Annotated in this window: 13 protein-coding genes; 7 read left to right on the top strand and 6 right to left on the bottom strand. The window is 62.5% G+C overall.

The window, feature by feature from the left end; translation table 11 throughout:
* Positions 1 to 92: 92 nt before the first annotated feature.
* The gene (locus ACSFA3_RS11720) at positions 93 to 4,055 is read left to right on the top strand and encodes a DUF637 domain-containing protein (protein ID WP_435505612.1); all 3,963 of its coding nucleotides are present in this window, start codon (positions 93 to 95) and stop codon (positions 4,053 to 4,055) included.
* Positions 4,052 to 4,570 carry a hypothetical protein gene (locus ACSFA3_RS11715; protein ID WP_435505611.1) on the top strand — a complete coding sequence of 173 codons (519 nt, stop codon included), beginning with the start codon at positions 4,052 to 4,054 and terminating at the stop codon, positions 4,568 to 4,570. Before ACSFA3_RS11720 ends, ACSFA3_RS11715 begins: the two co-directional genes overlap by 4 nt.
* Positions 4,571 to 4,628: 58 nt before the next feature.
* Here the strand turns inward: ACSFA3_RS11715 and ACSFA3_RS11710 are convergent, their stop codons facing one another.
* Entirely contained in the window at positions 4,629 to 4,877 is a 249-nt protein-coding gene (locus tag ACSFA3_RS11710; protein ID WP_435505610.1) for a hypothetical protein, read from the bottom strand.
* Here ACSFA3_RS11710 and ACSFA3_RS11705 point away from each other — a divergent pair.
* On the top strand, positions 4,864 to 7,032 hold the full coding sequence (locus tag ACSFA3_RS11705) for a DUF637 domain-containing protein (RefSeq protein WP_435505609.1): 2,169 nt from the start codon (positions 4,864 to 4,866) through the stop codon (positions 7,030 to 7,032). The two genes, ACSFA3_RS11710 and ACSFA3_RS11705, sit on opposite strands and share 14 nt — an antisense overlap.
* Positions 7,029 to 7,529, top strand: a complete 501-nt coding sequence (locus ACSFA3_RS11700) for a hypothetical protein (protein WP_435505608.1) — start codon at positions 7,029 to 7,031, stop codon at positions 7,527 to 7,529. Before ACSFA3_RS11705 ends, ACSFA3_RS11700 begins: the two co-directional genes overlap by 4 nt.
* Before the next feature lie 303 nt (positions 7,530 to 7,832).
* Here ACSFA3_RS11700 and ACSFA3_RS11695 read toward each other — a convergent pair whose 3' ends face one another.
* Genes ACSFA3_RS11695 through ACSFA3_RS11685 form a run of 3 tightly spaced genes read right to left on the bottom strand, consistent with a single transcriptional unit; the run spans position 7,833 to position 9,775 of the window.
* A complete protein-coding gene (locus ACSFA3_RS11695) occupies positions 7,833 to 8,435 on the bottom strand; it encodes a DUF4124 domain-containing protein (protein WP_435505607.1) in 603 nt (200 codons plus the stop codon).
* Positions 8,436 to 8,489: 54 nt separating this feature from the next.
* Positions 8,490 to 9,032 (bottom strand): 2-oxo-4-hydroxy-4-carboxy-5-ureidoimidazoline decarboxylase, encoded by a 543-nt coding sequence (uraD, locus tag ACSFA3_RS11690; protein WP_435505606.1) that lies wholly within the window; start codon positions 9,030 to 9,032, stop codon positions 8,490 to 8,492.
* An 8-nt stretch (positions 9,033 to 9,040) separates the two neighbouring features.
* Positions 9,041 to 9,775 (bottom strand): GntR family transcriptional regulator, encoded by a 735-nt coding sequence (locus ACSFA3_RS11685; RefSeq protein ID WP_435505605.1) that lies wholly within the window; start codon positions 9,773 to 9,775, stop codon positions 9,041 to 9,043.
* Between the two features lie 116 nt (positions 9,776 to 9,891).
* Between ACSFA3_RS11685 and pcaB the strand changes: the two genes are divergently transcribed.
* Genes pcaB through ACSFA3_RS11670 form a run of 3 tightly spaced genes read left to right on the top strand, consistent with a single transcriptional unit; the run spans position 9,892 to position 13,638 of the window.
* Positions 9,892 to 11,241, top strand: a complete 1,350-nt coding sequence (pcaB, locus tag ACSFA3_RS11680) for a 3-carboxy-cis,cis-muconate cycloisomerase (RefSeq protein ID WP_435505604.1) — start codon at positions 9,892 to 9,894, stop codon at positions 11,239 to 11,241.
* Between the two features lie 14 nt (positions 11,242 to 11,255).
* Positions 11,256 to 12,239 carry a tripartite tricarboxylate transporter substrate binding protein BugD gene (locus ACSFA3_RS11675; protein ID WP_435505603.1) on the top strand — a complete coding sequence of 328 codons (984 nt, stop codon included), beginning with the start codon at positions 11,256 to 11,258 and terminating at the stop codon, positions 12,237 to 12,239.
* A gap of 10 nt (positions 12,240 to 12,249) precedes the next feature.
* Positions 12,250 to 13,638 (top strand): class II fumarate hydratase, encoded by a 1,389-nt coding sequence (locus tag ACSFA3_RS11670; protein ID WP_435505602.1) that lies wholly within the window; start codon positions 12,250 to 12,252, stop codon positions 13,636 to 13,638.
* Positions 13,639 to 13,647: 9 nt separating this feature from the next.
* Here ACSFA3_RS11670 and ACSFA3_RS11665 read toward each other — a convergent pair whose 3' ends face one another.
* Together ACSFA3_RS11665 and ACSFA3_RS11660 are read right to left on the bottom strand one after the other, a co-directional pair.
* Positions 13,648 to 15,924, bottom strand: coding sequence for a putative bifunctional diguanylate cyclase/phosphodiesterase (locus ACSFA3_RS11665; RefSeq protein ID WP_435505601.1), 2,277 nt, complete (start codon positions 15,922 to 15,924; stop codon positions 13,648 to 13,650).
* 60 nt (positions 15,925 to 15,984) lie between these two features.
* The gene (locus ACSFA3_RS11660; protein ID WP_435505600.1) at positions 15,985 to 17,067 is read right to left on the bottom strand and encodes an adenosine deaminase; all 1,083 of its coding nucleotides are present in this window, start codon (positions 17,065 to 17,067) and stop codon (positions 15,985 to 15,987) included.
* Between the last annotated feature and the right edge of the window lie 18 nt (positions 17,068 to 17,085).

The raw sequence follows: 17,085 nt of genomic DNA, 5'->3' as shown, positions 1-17,085 counted from the left end.
AATTTTTATCTTTGGAAGCACATTGCAGATCCTCGCGCGGACAACACCTCAGTTGGAATGCTTCCCAAACTTAGCTAATCAAACAAGGAGATGTGGCGACCACCTTGTCAAAACCGGACCCCGCCTTCGCCAGCTACCGCAACTGGCTCAGCAGCGACTACCTGCTCGACGCCCTCGCCTACGACCCGGCCACCGTCACCAAGCGCCTGGGTGACGGCTTCTACGAACAGCGCCTGACTCGCGAACAAGTCGCACAGCTCACTGGGTACCGCTACCTCGAAGGCCTGCACAACGACCAGGATCAGTACACGGCCCTGATGAACGCCGGAGCCACCTTCGCCAAGGCTTATCAGCTCACACCGGGCATTGGTCTCTCGGCTGCGCAGATGGCACAGCTCACCAGCGACATCGTCTGGCTGGTCGAGCAGTCCGTCACGCTGGCCGATGGCAGCACGCAGAAGGTGCTGGTGCCGCAGGTGTACGTTCGCGTGCGTCCGGGCGACATCGACGGCTCCGGCGCCCTCCTCTCGGCCGATGCGCTGGTCATCAGGAACCAGCCCGGCCAGGGCGACTTGATCAACGGAGGAACCATTGCGGGCCGCACGATGGTTTCCATCACCGCAGACAACGTCCAGAACCTCAATGGACGGATAACCGGCGCCAGCGTCGGGATCGAGGCGCGCAACGATCTGAACAGCATCGGTGGAACGATCGATGTGCAGAACGCGGTGAGTTTGAAGGCCGGGCGAGACATCACGATCGCCAGCACGACGCAGACGGCAGCCGGGGCCAAGAGCAGTGCGACCGCGCTCGACCGCATCGCCGGGGTGTATGTGACGAACCCCAAAGGCACGCTGGTGGTCAGTGCCGGTCATGACGTCAATCTGGTGGGTGCGATCCTGTCGAATGCGGGTGCGGGTGGCGTCACTTCCATCAAGGCCGTCAACGACATCAACCTGGGCACCATCGCCACTTCCACCAGCCAGGACACGACCTGGAATGCGAAGAACTTCAGCCGCAGCAGCCAGAGCGCGGAGGTGGGCAGCACCATCGTGACCGACGGCACCACAGTGCTCAACGCCGGCCGCGATGTGAACCTTCGACAAGCCACGGTCGACGCCGGCTCCGGCCTCCTGTCGATCCACGCCGACCGCAACGTCACCCTCGCAGTCGGCCAGAGCACGCAGACCGACGAAGAAGCGCGCAACTCCAGGAAGAGCGGCTTGTTCACCAACAAGACAACGACCACCCGCAACACGCTGGACGAGACGATCAGCCACGGCACCAGCCTGAGCGGTAACCTGGTCTCCATCACCGCGAACGGCAACATCACCGGCGAAGGCGTGAAGATCAGCGGCACCGATGGGGTGCTGGTACACGCGAACGGCGCGCTGGACCTGCACGAAGCGCGAGATGTGCGCAGCGAAAGCAGCAGCGTCTCGGTCAAGAAGAGCGGGACTGCCAACAGCTTTGCCGTTCTGCCCTTGCCTCTCGGTGCGAGCCGCCGCGACGACGCCAGCACTTCCAGCAACACCGCCGTCGCCAGCAGCATCACAAGCGCGAATGGCGGCGTGCTCCTCCAGGGTAATGGCGCGGCCATCCTGCGGGGCGTGCAGGTGGATGCAGCCAATGACATCACCGTTAAAGGCGGAGCGGTGTCCATCACGGGCGCCATCGACTACAGCTCGGCCAGCAGCGAGCAGTACCGGCGCGGCATGGGTCTCGAGAAGCTGCTCGTGCCTGAGCTCGGCAAGGGCTTCGATGCGAAGAACATCGACAAGGGCGAGCAACAAGCCAGCAGCGTCGCGCGCTCGACGCTCAGCGGCGCCAACGTCACCATCACCTCCACCGGCGCCGATGGCGAAGGCGGCTTGCTGACGATGACCGGCACCACAGTCGACACACCCGGAGCGCTCACGTTCAACGCCGACAAGCTCATCCTCGGCACACAAACGACGCAGACTGACACCAGCAATACCAGCCAGGGCGGCGACTTGGCATGGCAGAAGGCCAAGGGCGAGGGCTCGAGCGATCAGACGACGAACTACAACAAGTTCAACGTCGGCACGCTGGCAACGCCGGTCAACAGCATGCAGATCGGACTCGGGGCCAGGGACAGCGTCTCCGCACTGGCGCAGCAGCCGGGCATGTCCTGGATCAACCAGATCGCCAACGACCCGAAGCTCGCTGGCAAGGTCGACTGGACAAAGGTCGAAGAGGCGCACAGCCAGTGGGACTACAAGCAGCAGGGCCTGACGCCGGCGGCTGCGGCGGTGGTCACGCTGGTGGTGGCGTACTTCACGGCCGGGGCGGCTTCGGGCCTCGGGGTGGCGGCTGGGGAGTCGGCTGCGATGGCCGCAGGGCAAGGCGTGGCGATGGCGGGTGGCGGCGCCTTCATCTCGGCCGGTGCAGGTGCAGCAATCTCCAGCGTGGTCGGCGGTGCTGTGACTGCTGGGGTTGCTGCGCTTGCGGGTCAGGCTACCGTGGCGTTGATCAACAACCGGGGCGACATCGACGGTGCGTTGAACGATCTGGGCAGCAGTGCGAATGTGCACAGCCTGCTGACGGCCATTGCGACCGGTGGTGTGCTCGGCGGGTTGAGCCTGAATCCAACGGGTTTGCCTACGGAAGCGACCGGAGCGCAGAAGTTCATGGAGCAGCTCGGGCAGAACATGCAGGCCGGTGCGGCAAGGGCGGTGATCGGGACGGCGATCAATGGCGGGAGTCTCAAGAAGAACCTTGCAGAAACCCTGAAGACTGCGATTCTTGACACCGTAGCCGCGCAAGGCGCGTTCAAGATCGGCTCCACGCTGGAGCCCGGCAGCGTGGCGAATGCGCTGGCGCATGCCTTGGCGGGTTGTGCCGTTGGTGCTGCGCGTACGAACGGAGACTGCGGTGCCGGCGCTTTAGGTGCGGCCATGGGTGAGTTGTCCGCAAGCCTTTACGACCGTCAAGCCATCAACTCGCAAGGCGACACCGTCCAGTTCGCCGCAATGATGGGTGGAATTGCTGTGGCCATTACCGGCGGCGACGCGGCGGCGATCAACCTCGCCAGTCAAGCAGCAGCGAATACAGCAGCCAATAACTGGCTCGCTACGCAGCAGCAGACGCAGATGAAAAAGGAAATGGATGCCGTCAAGACAGCAGCAGAGAGACTTCAGGTCTTCGGCAAGTGGACGCTCGTCAGCGGCAGGCAGGATGTGCTGACAGCTTCAGGCGTCGGGAAGGGCTTGGTGGAAGCGGGCATCAGTGACATTCAAGGTCTGGCCGAATTCCTTGCGCATCCGGTTGAAGGTCTGAATGGGTTGAAGCAGATCATCAGCAGCCCGGAAGCCAGGCAGCAATTGGGCGATAGCGCATTCGCGGAGCTCGACGCCAAGATCGCGAGCATGCAAATGGCCGTGGAAATCGGGGGCGATCAAAATGCAGAGCAGCTTGGAAAAGACGTTGGTTCGCTGATCTGGCAGGTGGGCAGTGTGGTGATGGGCGCTGGCGCTGCGGCAAAAGGGGGTGTCGCGTTAGCAAGCGCGTCAGCCTCTGCTGGAACACACACGCTAGAAAGCGCCGCGCTGCAATTCATGAAACTCGATGCAGGGGCAATCAAGGGGTTCAAAAGTGCTGAGGAGGTCAATGCATTAATGAGTGCAGCAGATGGATGGAGCCCTGCCTGGCAGGCTGGGACCAGCGTTGCGGAGGTGACGATAAAGCCAGGGACGACATTGAAAATGGTGGTGGATGAAAAAGCGTATAGAGCAATTACATCCCCTGATGGAGATGTCACCCGAGCGTTCGGAGGATGGAGTACTTTTGACGATGTTCCAAATCTTGCCTACGCAAGGAAAGAATTGGCCCTAACGGCCGATATGAAATCGGCTGACAGTCCTCTGTATGTGGTTGAAATCAAGGTGACCAAGTCAATCAATGCACAGATTGGCATCGTCGGCGCGCAGGGTTCAGTTGTCGGCGGCGGCAATCAACTTCACTTTTTCCTTCCGATGGCAGATCGCTCCTTGATTTTTAACTATGTTGCAGGCAGTGGACGAGGACTCAAATGAATAAAGCCGAAAAGTCTGAAGAAACCGAAAAAATTTCAGACTTCACTTTGCATGACGCAATGGGTAATGTAATGCTCGACAAAGATTGGCTAAATTGGCTGGAGGAGCATGGCCAGGGGTTTGGACCGACCATCTTCTATTCTTGGAATGTAGGGAAAGATCAAAATCGAGCACACGCAGACAGGAAAAAAGAAACGTGGGAAGTTCTCCCCGACAAGTCGGGGTTCATCTGTATTCAGAGCGAGTGGATTCCAAACAACTGTGTGTTATTAAATGCATACGGCAAAGAGCGAATGCGCCTAACCGTACCGTGGCAGCTTACTAAACCACAGAACCCAAAATCCGCTGATCCACCTACTTCTTTTGCCCTCGTCAGCGATCCGTATATCAATCCAGCCGATGGAAAGCCGGGGCAGTTCGGTATCACGGCCTGGGTCGAACACGCTGGGAAGTACTATTTCGAACTGGACTTTCACAGCGGCCAATTTCTCTGGGGCAGAGAAATCAGAGATTGATGTGGCCTCCTTCTGGAGTCCCAACGGCGACCTTATGACAGCGCGAACTTCCTCGCGGTCATTGGCATGGGTGGCTACAACGGTGAACAACAACAACAACAAAGAGCAGCGAGCAGTACACGCGTGGCACGAACATCAATGCCTCGCTGATCCACGACCTCAGCAAAGGCATCGACGCGAAGAACACCGACAAGGGTGAATACCAGGCCAGCACCCTCGCCCGTACGACGCTGAGCGGCGCCAACGTCACCATCACGTCCACCGGCGCCGACGGCAAAGGCGGATTGCTGGCGATGACCGGCACCACGGTCAATACACCCGGCGCCCTGACGTTCAACGCCGACAAGCTCATCCTCGGCACGCAGACCCCGCAGACCGATGTGAGCAACACCAGCCAGGGCGGGGACGCCGCCTGGATCAAGAACAAGGGCGAAGGCTCGAGCGACCAGACGACGAACTACAACCAGTTCAACGTCGGCACGCTGGCAACGCCGGTCGACAGCATGCAGATCGGACTCGGGGCCAGGGACAGCGTGTCCGCACTGGCGCAGCAGCCGGGCATGGCCTGGATCAACCAGATCGCCAACGATCCGAAGCTTGCCTGCAAGGTCAATTGGACGAAGGTCGAAGAGGCGCACAGCCAGTGGGACTACAAGCAGCAGGGCCTGACGCCGGCGGCTGCGGCGGTGGTCACGCTGGTGGTGGCGTACTTCACGGCCGGGGCGGCTTCGGGACTGGGGGCAGCGGCTGGTCAGTCCGCAGCGGCGGCCGTAGGGCAAGGCGTTGCGTTGGCGGGTGGCGGCGCCTTCGTATCGGCCGGTGCGGGAGCGGCGATCTCCAGCGTGGTCGGCGGTGCTGTGACTGCTGGCATCTCTGCACTGGCAAGCCAAGCAGCTGTGGCGATGATCAACAATAAAGGCGACATCGGCGGTGCGTTGAACGATCTGGGCAGCAGTGCGAATGTGCATAGCCTGCTGACGGCCATTGCCACGGGCGGTGTGCTCGGTGGGTTGAGCCTGAATCCAACGGGCCTGCCTACGGAAGCGACCGGAGCGCAGAAGTTCATGGAGCAGCTTGGGCAGAACATGCAGGCGGGTGCGGCAAGGGCGGTGATCGGGACGGCGATCAATGGGGGGAGTCTGGAGAAGAACCTTGCAGAAACGCTAAAGGTCGCTTTGCTGGACACCACAGCCGCGCAAGGTGCGTTCCAGATCGGCTCCATGCTGGAGCCCGGCAGCGTGGCGAATGCGCTGGCACATGCCTTGGCGGGTTGCGCCGTCGGTGCGGTGCGTACGAATGGAGACTGCGGCGCTGGCGCTTTAGGTGCGGCCATGGGTGAATTGTCCGCAAGCCTCTACGACCATCAGGCGATCAATGCGCAAAACGACACTGTTCAATTCGCCGCAATGCTGGGAGGAATTGCCGTGGCCCTGGCAGGAGGTAGCGCCAATGACATCAATCTCGCCAGTCAAGCGGCAGCGAACACGGCAGCCAACAACTGGCTTGCCACGCAGCAGCAGGTGCAGATGAAAAAGGAGATGGATGGCGCCAAGACTACAGCGGAGAAACTTCAGGTATTCAGCAAATGGGCACTCGTCAGCGGCAAGCAAGACGTTCTGACCGCATCAGGGGTTGGCAAGGGTCTGATGGAAGCGGGCATCAGCGATGTCCAAGGCTTGGCGGATTTCTTGGCTCATCCGGTCGAAGGTCTGAATGGACTGAAGCAGATCATCAGCAGCCCGGAAGCCAGGCGGCAATTGGGCGATAGCGCATTTGCGGAGCTCGACGCCAAGATTGGCCAGATGCAGGCGGCCGTGGAAATCGGAGGCAATCAAAATGCTGAGCAGCTTGGAAAAGACGTTGGATCGCTGATCTGGGAAGTCGGCAGTGTGATGATGGGCGCTGGCGCTGCGGCCAAGGGCGGCGTGGCAATTGCGGGTGCGGCTGCAAGCTTGGGGACACGCACGCTGGAAAGCGCCGCTCTTCAATTCATGAAGCTTGATGCGGGGGCAATCAAGGGGTTCAAAAGCGCTGAGGAGGTCAATGTACTAATGAGTGCGGCAGATGGATGGAGTCCAGCTTGGAAGACAGGAACCAGTATTGCTGAGGTGACAGTGAAGCCGGGAACAACTGTGAGAATGGTGATAACTGAAGCCGCATACAACGCACTTCGCGACGGAAACCCGGAGCGATCATTTGGTGGCTGGGCGACACTCGACGAAGTGCCAAATCTGGCATATGCCAGAAATGAACTGGCCATAACAGGCGGGATGAAATCTTCAGATGCTCAACTTTATGTGGTGGAGGTCAAAGTGACGAAGTCGATTAATGCACAAGTTGGCAAGGTGGGCGAACAAGGCTTGGCAGCAGGCGGTGGGAATCAGTTGCATTTTTTCCTGCCAGCCAGTGATCGATCCACCGTTTTTCAATATGTCTCCGAAAGCGCTCGCATTTTAGAATGATCAAAATAATCGAGAATTTCAGCAAGCACAACAGCCGTGGACAGTCAGTTTTGTTTTCTACTTTCAAGAGTTGGCGAGATCCGATAACGAGGAGCGATATCTTCGGCCCTGTCATCGCTTACTCATGGACCGTGGATGGACAATTGTTTTCGCTCAGCAACCCCCAAAAAAAAATCTCACTGCACTTGCTTCCAGATGCATCTGGATTTATTTGTTTCGAGAAACCTTGGGTGCCGAACAACTGTCTCTTGCTTGACGCTTACGGCAAAGAGCGCATTCGCCTCACCGTGCCGTGGCAACTGACGAAGCCTCAAAATCCGAAATCTGCCGATCCACCTACTTCTTTTTGCCTCTTGAGTGAACCGTATATCAACCCAGTTGATGGCAAGGCGGGGCAATTCGGCATCACCGCTTGGGTTGAATATGCAGGAAAGTATTACTTTGAGTTGGACTATCACAGCGGCCAATTTCTCTGGGGCAGAGAAATCAGGGATTAACGTTCTCGGAAGACATTACATAGCACTTTGATGGTCATCGGAGTCGATAGAAATCCAAGCTTGCTGACGATGACCGGCACCACGGTCGACATACCCGGCGCCCTGACATTCAACGCCGACAAGCTCATCCTCGGCACGCAGACCACGCAGAGCGACGTGAGCAACACGAGCCAGGGCGGGGACGCCGCCTGGATCAAGAACAGGGGCGAAGGCTCGAGTGACCAGACGACGAACTACAACCAGTTCAACGTAGGCACGCTGGCAACGCCGGTCCGTACTTCGATAACCTATCCACCCCACCCCTCAACAAACCACTGTCGTCCCCACAGGCCGACAAGTCCGCCCATCCGGCCTCACATACCGATCCACCTTGCCCGCCCGGTCGTAGTGATTTCCGATCGTGTCGTTGCAACCACCCGCATCGCAGCTCCGCAGCGTGGGCCGCAGGTCTTGCGGGCGCGCAGCGCGGCGGTGGTAGCCCCCGGAATAACCGCCGTAGGGATACGGATACAAACCGGCACCCGTCCGATCAGCGGCCTCCCGTTCGCTCCGCTCGCGCGCCTGCCTTTCCGATTCGACCAGATCGCGCGCCCGCGGGTCGATGATGGTCAAGCCGCCGTTGGGCTGCGGCTGGGACGGTACCGGCTCAATGCTCCGCACCGTGGGCAACGTAGGTACCAGTTTCACAGGGGCCGAGCCGCCAACCGTCGTGCCGTTGGTGTCCATGCCCTCCAGCGGCTCGGAGCGCCGGCTGTTCGAAGGACATGCCTTGTCCGTGTAGCTGATCTTGCCCGCAGCGTCCGTGCAACGGATGACCTGGGCATTTGCAGGCGATCCGACGCTGGCTACAGCAAAGGCAACCGAAGCAAAGGTGACGGCGGCGGCAACGAGATTCGATCTGCGCATGAGGCGGCCATTGTGGCGCCCTCCGCGTGCCTCGGCAACGTCGGCCCGATCCGATCAGATCGGCAATCCGTGATCCGCAATCCGATCCGCCAGCCGCAACCGCGAGATGAGCTCGATCTCCTGCACCGCAGCTTCCAGCTCCACGTCGCGCTCGCGCACCAGGCGCCGTTCAAATGATTCGAGCATCGACGCATGGCTATGCCGACGCGCGCAGAGGATGAACGGGAAGCCGAAGCGCTCTCGATAGTCGCGATTAAGCCTGTCCCAGTGCGCGATTTCCTCCGCCGCCATCGCGCTCGACGCCAGCGCGCCCTGCTCCCGGGTGGAGTCGGCCGTCATGACGCCGGCCCGCGCCTGCGCGCCCGCGAGTTCGGGATGGACGTTGAGAAAGTCGACCCGCTCGGCCTCCGGCAGCGAACGGATCACGCCGAGCATCGCCCGATGCATCGCGTCGACGCTGGCGAACGGACGTCGGTCGACCACCGCCTCCGCCACCCAGGGCGCGTGCTCGAACACGCCGCCGAGTGCAACGAGAAAATCGGCGCGGCTGCAGGCGTTGAGCGACGCAAGGGTGATCGGGTGGGAGATGGGTTCCATGCACGCAATCATAAGAAGCGCTTCAGCCGCGTCGTGACGAAAAAGCGCTCTGCCGGATGTACCGAAACCGAATGCAGGAACACCGCGCCATCGGGATCGATGTAGCGCCGCACGATCTGCAACGCAGCGCTACCCGGTTCGATGCCCAAGCGTCGCGCCGTCGCCGCCGGTGCTTCGACGGCACGCACCTCCTGCACGATCTCCGCGACGCGCCGGTCGTAATGCCGCTCGATCAGGGCGCTGACAAGCGTCTCCGGCGCTGCGCGCACACGGGCTTCGAGCCCTTCGTGCGCCGGGTCGGCGTAGATGTCCGTCCAGCCGATCGGCTGGCCGTCGATGCCCTCCTCCATCCGCAAACTGGAAATACGCAGCCAGCGCGTGCCCTCGACACAACACAGCGTCCGCGCCAGCGTAGCGCCGGTCGCCACCTGTTCGATTTCCGGGGCCAGCCGGACATGCGCGGCACCGAACTGCATCAGGTCTTCCACCGACGCCAGCGACTGCTGGAACGCCGTCTGCGGCGTCGCCGATTCGACGCGCGTCCCGACGTTCTTGCGGCGAGAAACCAACCCTGACTGCTGCAACTCCTGCAACGCCATGCGCACTGTGTGACGGCTCGTGCCGTAGTGGTCGCTCAGTTCGAGTTCGGTGGGCAATAGCGAGCCGATCGCGAAATGGCCAGTGGTGATGGCTTGCTGCAGATGGCGGGCGATGTCTGCGAAACGGGGCTTGGAGGAATTCATCTGCGCGCGATTTTCCCTCATAGGGTTAACACGCATCCCTCATTTGTTCGAACATATTAGAGTTGGATAAGTTCGAACATATCAAGATCATTCAAATGTCATCCGCCTCGATACCCATGGCCAGCACGGTCGTCGACTCCATCCTCTTTCGCGACGCTTTCGGCACGCAGAAAATGCGCCAGATCTTCTCCGACGGCGCGTTGATCCAGCGCTACATCGACGCCGAGGTCGCACTGGCAAGAGCCGAAGCGCGCTGTGGCGTGATTCCGGCAGAAGCCGCCGAAGTGATTGCGCGCGAGTCACGGCTCGACCGCATCGACTTCGACCATATGCGCGAAGAAACCGACATCGTCGGCTACCCGATCCTGCCGCTGGTGCATCAGCTGGTGAAGATGTGCGGCGAGTCCGGCCGCTATGTGCACTGGGGCGCGACCACGCAGGACATCATGGACACGGCCGTCGCGCTGCAGGTGCGCGATGCGCTCGACAGCGTCGATGCCGACATCCGCGAATTGCGCGCCATCCTTGCGTCGCTGGCCAAAAAGCATCGCGACACGCCGATGGCCGGCCGCACCCATCTCCAGCAGGCGCTTCCTGTCACCTTCGGCTACAAGGTCGCGATCTGGCTGGCGATGTTCGACCGTCATCAGCAACGTCTCGCAGAGTTGCGCCCGCGTGTTGCTCTGGTCGAGTTCGCAGGCGCAGCCGGTACGCTGGCTTCACTGGGAGACAAGGGTTTTGAAGTGCAGGCCGCGATGGCCGAGGAACTCGGGCTCGGCGTGCCGGCAACCACCTGGCATGTGGCGCGCGACGGTTTCGCCGAAGCCGTCAACCTGCTGGCGCTGGTCACCGGATCGCTCGGCAAGATCGCGCTCGACATCATGATCATGGCGTCGACCGAGTTCGCCGAGGTCTACGAGCCGTTCGTGAAGGGCCGCGGCGCGTCGAGCACCATGCCGCAGAAGCGCAACCCGATCTCCAGCGAACTCATGCTGGCCGCATCGAAGGCGGTGCGACAGCATGCCGGCCTCATGGTCGACGCGATGGTGCAGGACTTCGAGCGCGCGACCGGTCCGTGGCATGCCGAATGGATCGCCATTCCCGAGAGTTTCATCCTGACGTCGGGTGCGCTGCACCAGGCCAAGTTCGCGCTCGGCGGGCTGATCGTCGACGAGGCGCGCATGGCGCACAACCTCGGCATCACGCGCGGTTTGATCGTCGCGGAGGCCGTGATGATGGGCATGGCGCCGCACATCGGCCGCCAGCAGGCGCACGACGTGGTCTACGACGCCTGCCGCACGGTCAATGAAAAGGGCGGCTCGCTGGCCGAGGCGCTGGCCGCTCTGCCCGAAGTCACCGAGCACTTCGACCGCGCAACGATCGACCGCCTGACCGATCCAGCCAATTACCTCGGCCTTTCGCCGCAGATGGTCGACCGCGCGCTGGCGCTGTCCGCCGGGTACTGAATCAAGAGACAAGCATGAAAAATTCGACCTTTAAAGCGGGCGTGCTCGCCCTGGCCCTTGCACTCGTCGCCGGAGGCGCCTTGGCACAGACCTATCCGACCAAGCCGGTCGTCTGGATCGTGCCTTTCGCGGCCGGCGGCCCGACCGATGCACTGGCCCGCAGCATCGCCGAACGCGTGGCACGCGAGATCGGCCAGCCGATCCTCATCGACAACACGCCGGGCGCGGGCGGCACGGTCGGCGCAGCCAAGGCGTCGCGTGCGGCACCGGACGGCTACACGATGCTGGTCGGCCACATGGGCTACATGGGCGCCGCGCCGGCGCTGTACAAAAAACTCAATTACGACCCGGTCAAGGACTTCGCACCGGTGTTCCGCTTCCCTGACACGCCGCTGGTGCTTATGGTGCGCAAGGATCATCCCGCGAAGGACATCAAGGCGCTCGTGGATTTCGGCCGGGCCAATCCCGACAAGCTGTTCATCAGCAACGCGGGCGTGGGCTCAAGCTCGCACCTGATCGCAGCGCTTTTCGCATCCTCCGCAGGCATCAAGATCTCGCAGGTGCCGTACAAGGGAGCCGGCCCCGCATTGGTCGACGTGATCGGCGGACAGGTCGATGGCATCTTCGACCAGACCAACACCGCATTGCCGCAGATCAAGGAGACGAAGGTGCGCGCGCTGGCCGTCACTTCGAAGGTGCGGCTGCCGCAACTCAAGGACGTACCGACACTGGCCGAGACCGTGCTGTCCGGCTTCGAGGCCTCGACCTGGTACGGCATCTATTCGCCGAAGGGCACGCCCCAGCCGGTGCTCGACAAGGTGCAGGCGGCCTATCTGAAAGTCATGACCGACAAGGCCTTCACCGACAAGATGTCGGAGCAGGCGATCCAATTGCTGTCGCCGGAGCAGTACACCGGCGCGGCACTCGGCAAGCACACCGAGAACGAAGTCGTGCGCTGGAAAGCAGTCGCTGCCAAGTCGAACATCTCGCTGGACTGAATCGCAGGTCATGAGCCGATTCCGCCTCGAGGACGACGCTTTCGGTCCGGTCGAAATACCGGCCGACCGTTACTGGGGTGCGCAGACGCAGCGGGCGCTTGGCGTGTTCGAAGTCGGCGAGGAGCATTTCCCCTCCTGCCTCATCCACGCCTTCGGTCTTCAGAAAATCGCAGCCGCGCGTGCCAACGTGCGATGCGGCACTCTCGACGCGGCGCTGGCCGAGCAGATCGTGACTGCCGCGACGGAACTGCGCGACGGCCGCTTCGATACGCACTTCCCGCTCACGATCTGGCAGACCGGCTCCGGCACGCAGACAAACATGAACGCGAACGAGGTGATCGCGAATCGGGCCAACGAGCTGCTGGGCCAGCCGCTCGGCACGCGGTCGCCGGTGCATCCCAACGACCATGTCAACGCATCGCAGTCGTCGAACGACAGCTTCCCGACGGTGATGCATCTCGCGACCGTGCTGGAACTCGAACAGCGGCTGCAGCCAGCGCTGGCACTGCTGCGCGCACGGCTTGACGAACGCGCAATCGCCTTCGCCGACGTGGTCAGGATCGGCCGTACGCACCTGATGGATGCGGTGCCGATGACGATGGGCCAGGCCTTCGACGCTTTCGCTCGCCAGATCGGCCACGGCATCGACCGCATCGAGGCCACGCTTCCGCGCGTGCGCCTGCTCGCCCAAGGCGGCACGGCAGCCGGTACGGGCCTGAATGCACCGCCGGGTTTCGACATCGCTTTTTGCGAAGAAGTCAGCGCGCTGGCCGGAACGGCCTTTTCGCCGAACCCGAGCAAGTTCGAGGGCATGGCTGCACACGATGCGCTGGTCGAGGTATCGGGCGCGTTGAGCGTGCTGGCGACCTCGCTGATCAAGATCGCCAACGACGTGCGCTTTCTGGGCTCCGGCCCGCGCTGCGGCCTCGGCGAGCTGCTGATACCGGACGACGGACTGACCAGTTCGATCATGCCCGGCAAGCGCAATCCGACCATCGCCGAAGTGCTGGTGCAGGCCGCCATGCAGGCAATGGGAAACCACACCACGATCGCGATGGCAGGTGCTTCAGGCAACTTCGAACTGAACGTGGCCAAGCCGGTGCTGATCCACAACCTGTTGCAGTCGATCCGCGTGCTGGCCGATGCGTCGCGGGTTTTTGCCGAGCGGCTGGTGCAAGGATTGGAGGTCGATAGCGCGCGCCTGGCGGCCAATGTCGAGAACGCTCTGCTCGTCGTCACCGTGCTGAATCCGGTGCTTGGCTACGACCGCGTCGCGCAGATCACGAAGACCGCGGTGGCTCAGGGCATCGCGCCGCGCGCGGCGGCCATCGGCCTCGGCTTCGTCGACGCGGACACCTACGACCGGCTGGTCGATCCGGCGCGCATGACCGGCCACTGAACGCGCGCTTCAGGCGAACTCGACCCGAAGCATCCGTTCGACCGCCTCCACCGGCAACGGCCGCGCGAAAAGATAGCCCTGGTAGTGACGGCAGCCGTGCGCCGCCAGCACTTCGCGCTGCGCCTCGGTCTCGACACCTTCTGCCAGCACCTCGAAGCCGAAGCTGTCGGCCAGCGCGACGATGGCCCTGACGATCGCCAGGCTGCCGGCATCCGCCGGCAGGCCGCGCACGAACGACTGGTCGATCTTCAGCTGGTCGAGCGGCAGCTGCTGCAGATAGGCCATCGACGAATAACCGGTGCCGAAATCGTCCAGCGCGAAGCGCACGCCCCGCGCCTTGAGCGCCATCATGTGGCGGGTGGCGAGCGCGGTGTCGTTGACCAAGGCGGTCTCCGTCAGCTCGAGCTTCAGCCGGCTGGCATCGGCTCCGCTCTTGTCGAGGACTTCCATGACTTCGCTTGCGAAGGTGACGCGGGACAGCTGGAAGGCGTCGACGTTGACCGAAATCACCAGCGGCGCGCTGAAGGCCTCGTTGGCCCAGACGGCGAGTTGTCTGCAGGCACGGGCAAGCACCTGCATGTCGAGTTCGTGCAGAAGGCCGGCAGCGTCGGCGACAGCCAGGAAATCGGCCGGATAGAGCAGCCCGCGCACCGGGTGCTGCCAGCGCACCAGCGCCTCGACACCGGTGATCCGCCGCACGGCGTCGAGTTGAAGCTGGTAATGCACGACGAACTCGTCGCGCTGCAGGCCCAGACGGATCTCGCCCTCCAGCATCAGCCGGGCGCTGATGGCATCCTGGATCAGCGGATCGTAGATGCGCACCCGGCTCTTGCCATCGGCTTTTGCCGCATTCAGCGCGACGTTGGCGCGCCGCATCGGGTTGTCGTTGTCGTTGAGGTCCCGGAACAGCGCGATCCCGGCACTGGCCGTCACGCGCGACGGCTCCGGCGCACCCGGTCCGGCTGCGGCGACGACGACCAGGCTGACAGCCTCGATGGCTCGCCGGGCGATGCGCGCTGCCACTGCCGCCGCCGCTTGCTCCTCCATCGGCAACGCTTCGAGCAGCATCACGAATTCGTCGCCGCCCAGCCGGGCCAGCATTCCGCCCGGCGGCACCAGCGCTGCAAGGCTTTCCGCCGCCGAACGCAGCATCTGGTCGCCAGCCCGGTTTCCGTTGAGATCGTTGAAATCCGCGAAGTCGTCCAGGTCGATATTGATCACAGCGGCGAAACGACGATTCGAGGCGCTCTCCCGACGCGCCAGGGGCAACTGCGCGAGGAACAGTCTGCGGTTGGGCAGATCGGTCAGCGGGTCATACATCGTCAGCGTCAGCAGCTGCTCTTCGGCCGCCCTCCGCTGCGTCACGTCGCGCGTGACGAGGACCACCGATCGCCTGCCGCCGAACTGCTCGTCCATCTTTCCGGCACGAACCTCGAAAGTGCGCTTCACGCCATCGTGCACAGCCGTGTATTCGAGTTCCTGCGGCACGCTGCTGTGCAGCGCGCGCCGTACGAGGCCCATGAACAATTCGGCATCGCTTGCCGGCAGCACGTCGCTCATGCGTTGACCCACGAGATCGGGCGCGTTTCCGTACAGCGTGGCGCGGTAAGGCGACACCACGTGCAGGTAATGCCCGTCCTCATCGATCACCAGCAGGATGTCCGGTACCGCGCTGACCAGAGCGCGCAATCCTGCTTCGCTTTGCGAAAGCGCATCGATGACACGGACCCGCGCGTCGATGTCGAGCAGCAGCAGGCCCATGCCCATCGTGAAAAGCGGAAGCACGACGAGAAACAGGGCGAAGACCTGGCGCGTCTCTCCGGAAAGCACGTTCGACAACAGGGCGGCGAGAAGCAGGTTGAAGACCTGCACGACAACCCCGAACAGCAGGAACTGCATCGCGCCCAGCTTGTATTTCCGCCGCGCCACGAACTTGCGATAGCCCAGACCGAGCGCCAGAGGGATCAGCATGCCGACGACTCCGGCGATCATGCCCGCGCCGCCGATCCACCAACGCATCAGCGCAGCCACGACGTAAGTCACGCCGCCGACGAGAGGTCCGCCCAGTAGCGCGGCGATCGCGATCACCACCGATCGCGCGTCGATGATCACCCCCGGGGAAAGCGTGACCGGAAAAAGCATTCCGACGGCGCAGATCAAGCCGAACAGCAGCCCCGACGTGAGCTGTCTGGGCACGGTGCGGTCGCGCCAGAACCTGAGGCTCGCGGCTTGAAGCCAGCACAGCGCCAGCATGAGCGAAGCACCCTGAACGAAATCCAGAAACATGGACGTACCTCGCTGTCGCCGCAACCGTCGGCGGCCGGACAACCGCCAGGACCGAGGGTATTACGAAACTTGCGAAATAAAACCGGCGAAGCAGTTATCCAGCCGTGCGACATAACGCTGCCGCTCCTCGTCCTCGATGAAGCTGCCCACGAAGCTGTTCGCAGCCAGCTGCCATGCATGCCGCACCGTGAGCCCCGTCGCTGCGAAGGTCTGCAGGAAGTTGTCGTTCATGTAGCCGCCGAAATAGGCCGGGTCATCGGAATTGACGGTGGCGACCAGTCCGGCATCAACCAGTTCGCGCAGGTTGTGCTGCGACAGATCCGGGAATACGCAGAGCTTCAGGTTCGAGAGCGGACAGACGGTCAGCGGTATGCGGTCGGCGGCCAGCCGCTTCATGAGTTCGGGGTCCTTGGCGCTCTGCACGCCATGGTCGATACGCTCGACCTTCAACACGTCGAGCGCGCTCCAGACATAAGCCGGCGGCCCTTCCTCGCCCGCATGCGCGACCAGCCGCAGGCCGAGCTCGCGGCAGCGCGCGAAAACGCGCGCGAACTTCTCGGGCGGATGGCCGACCTCGCTCGAATCCAGTCCGACGCCGATGAACTGCGCGCGGAACGGCAACGCTTCGTCGAGCGTGGCGATGGCGTCTTCCTCGCTCAGGTGCCGCAGGAAACACAGGATCAACGCAGCACTGACGCCGAGCTTGTCCTGCGCATCGACGCAGGCGCGGTGCAGGCCCGCGATGACGGTGCCCATCGGCACGCCCCGCGCGGTGTGCGTCTGCGGATCGAAGAACATCTCGGTTCGGACCACATGATCGGCGGCCGCGCGCTCGAGATACGCCCAGGCCATGTCGTAGAAATCCTGCTCTTTCAGCAGCACGCTGGCGCCGGCGTAATAGATGTCCAGAAAACTCTGCAGGTCGGTAAAGGCGTAGGCGCGGCGCAGCGCCTCGACATCGGCATAGGGCAAGGCGACGCCGTTGCGCTGCGCCAGCGCGAAGATCAGCTCGGGTTCGAGCGAGCCTTCGATGTGCATGTGCAGTTCGGCCTTGGGCATCGCCTGCAGCAATTCGGGCAGCCGTTCGGCGGGGATGCCGTCGAAACGTGGATCGTAGGTTCCGGTGGAGGTGGGGAGGTTCATGTTCCGCACTCTAAATCG

Origin of the sequence: Variovorax glucosi (assembly GCF_051216695.1) — a bacterium.
GTDB lineage: Bacteria > Pseudomonadota > Gammaproteobacteria > Burkholderiales > Burkholderiaceae_C > Variovorax.
The sequence above is the reverse complement of the archived record's forward strand: the minus strand, read 5'-3'. Positions and strand labels throughout refer to the sequence as shown.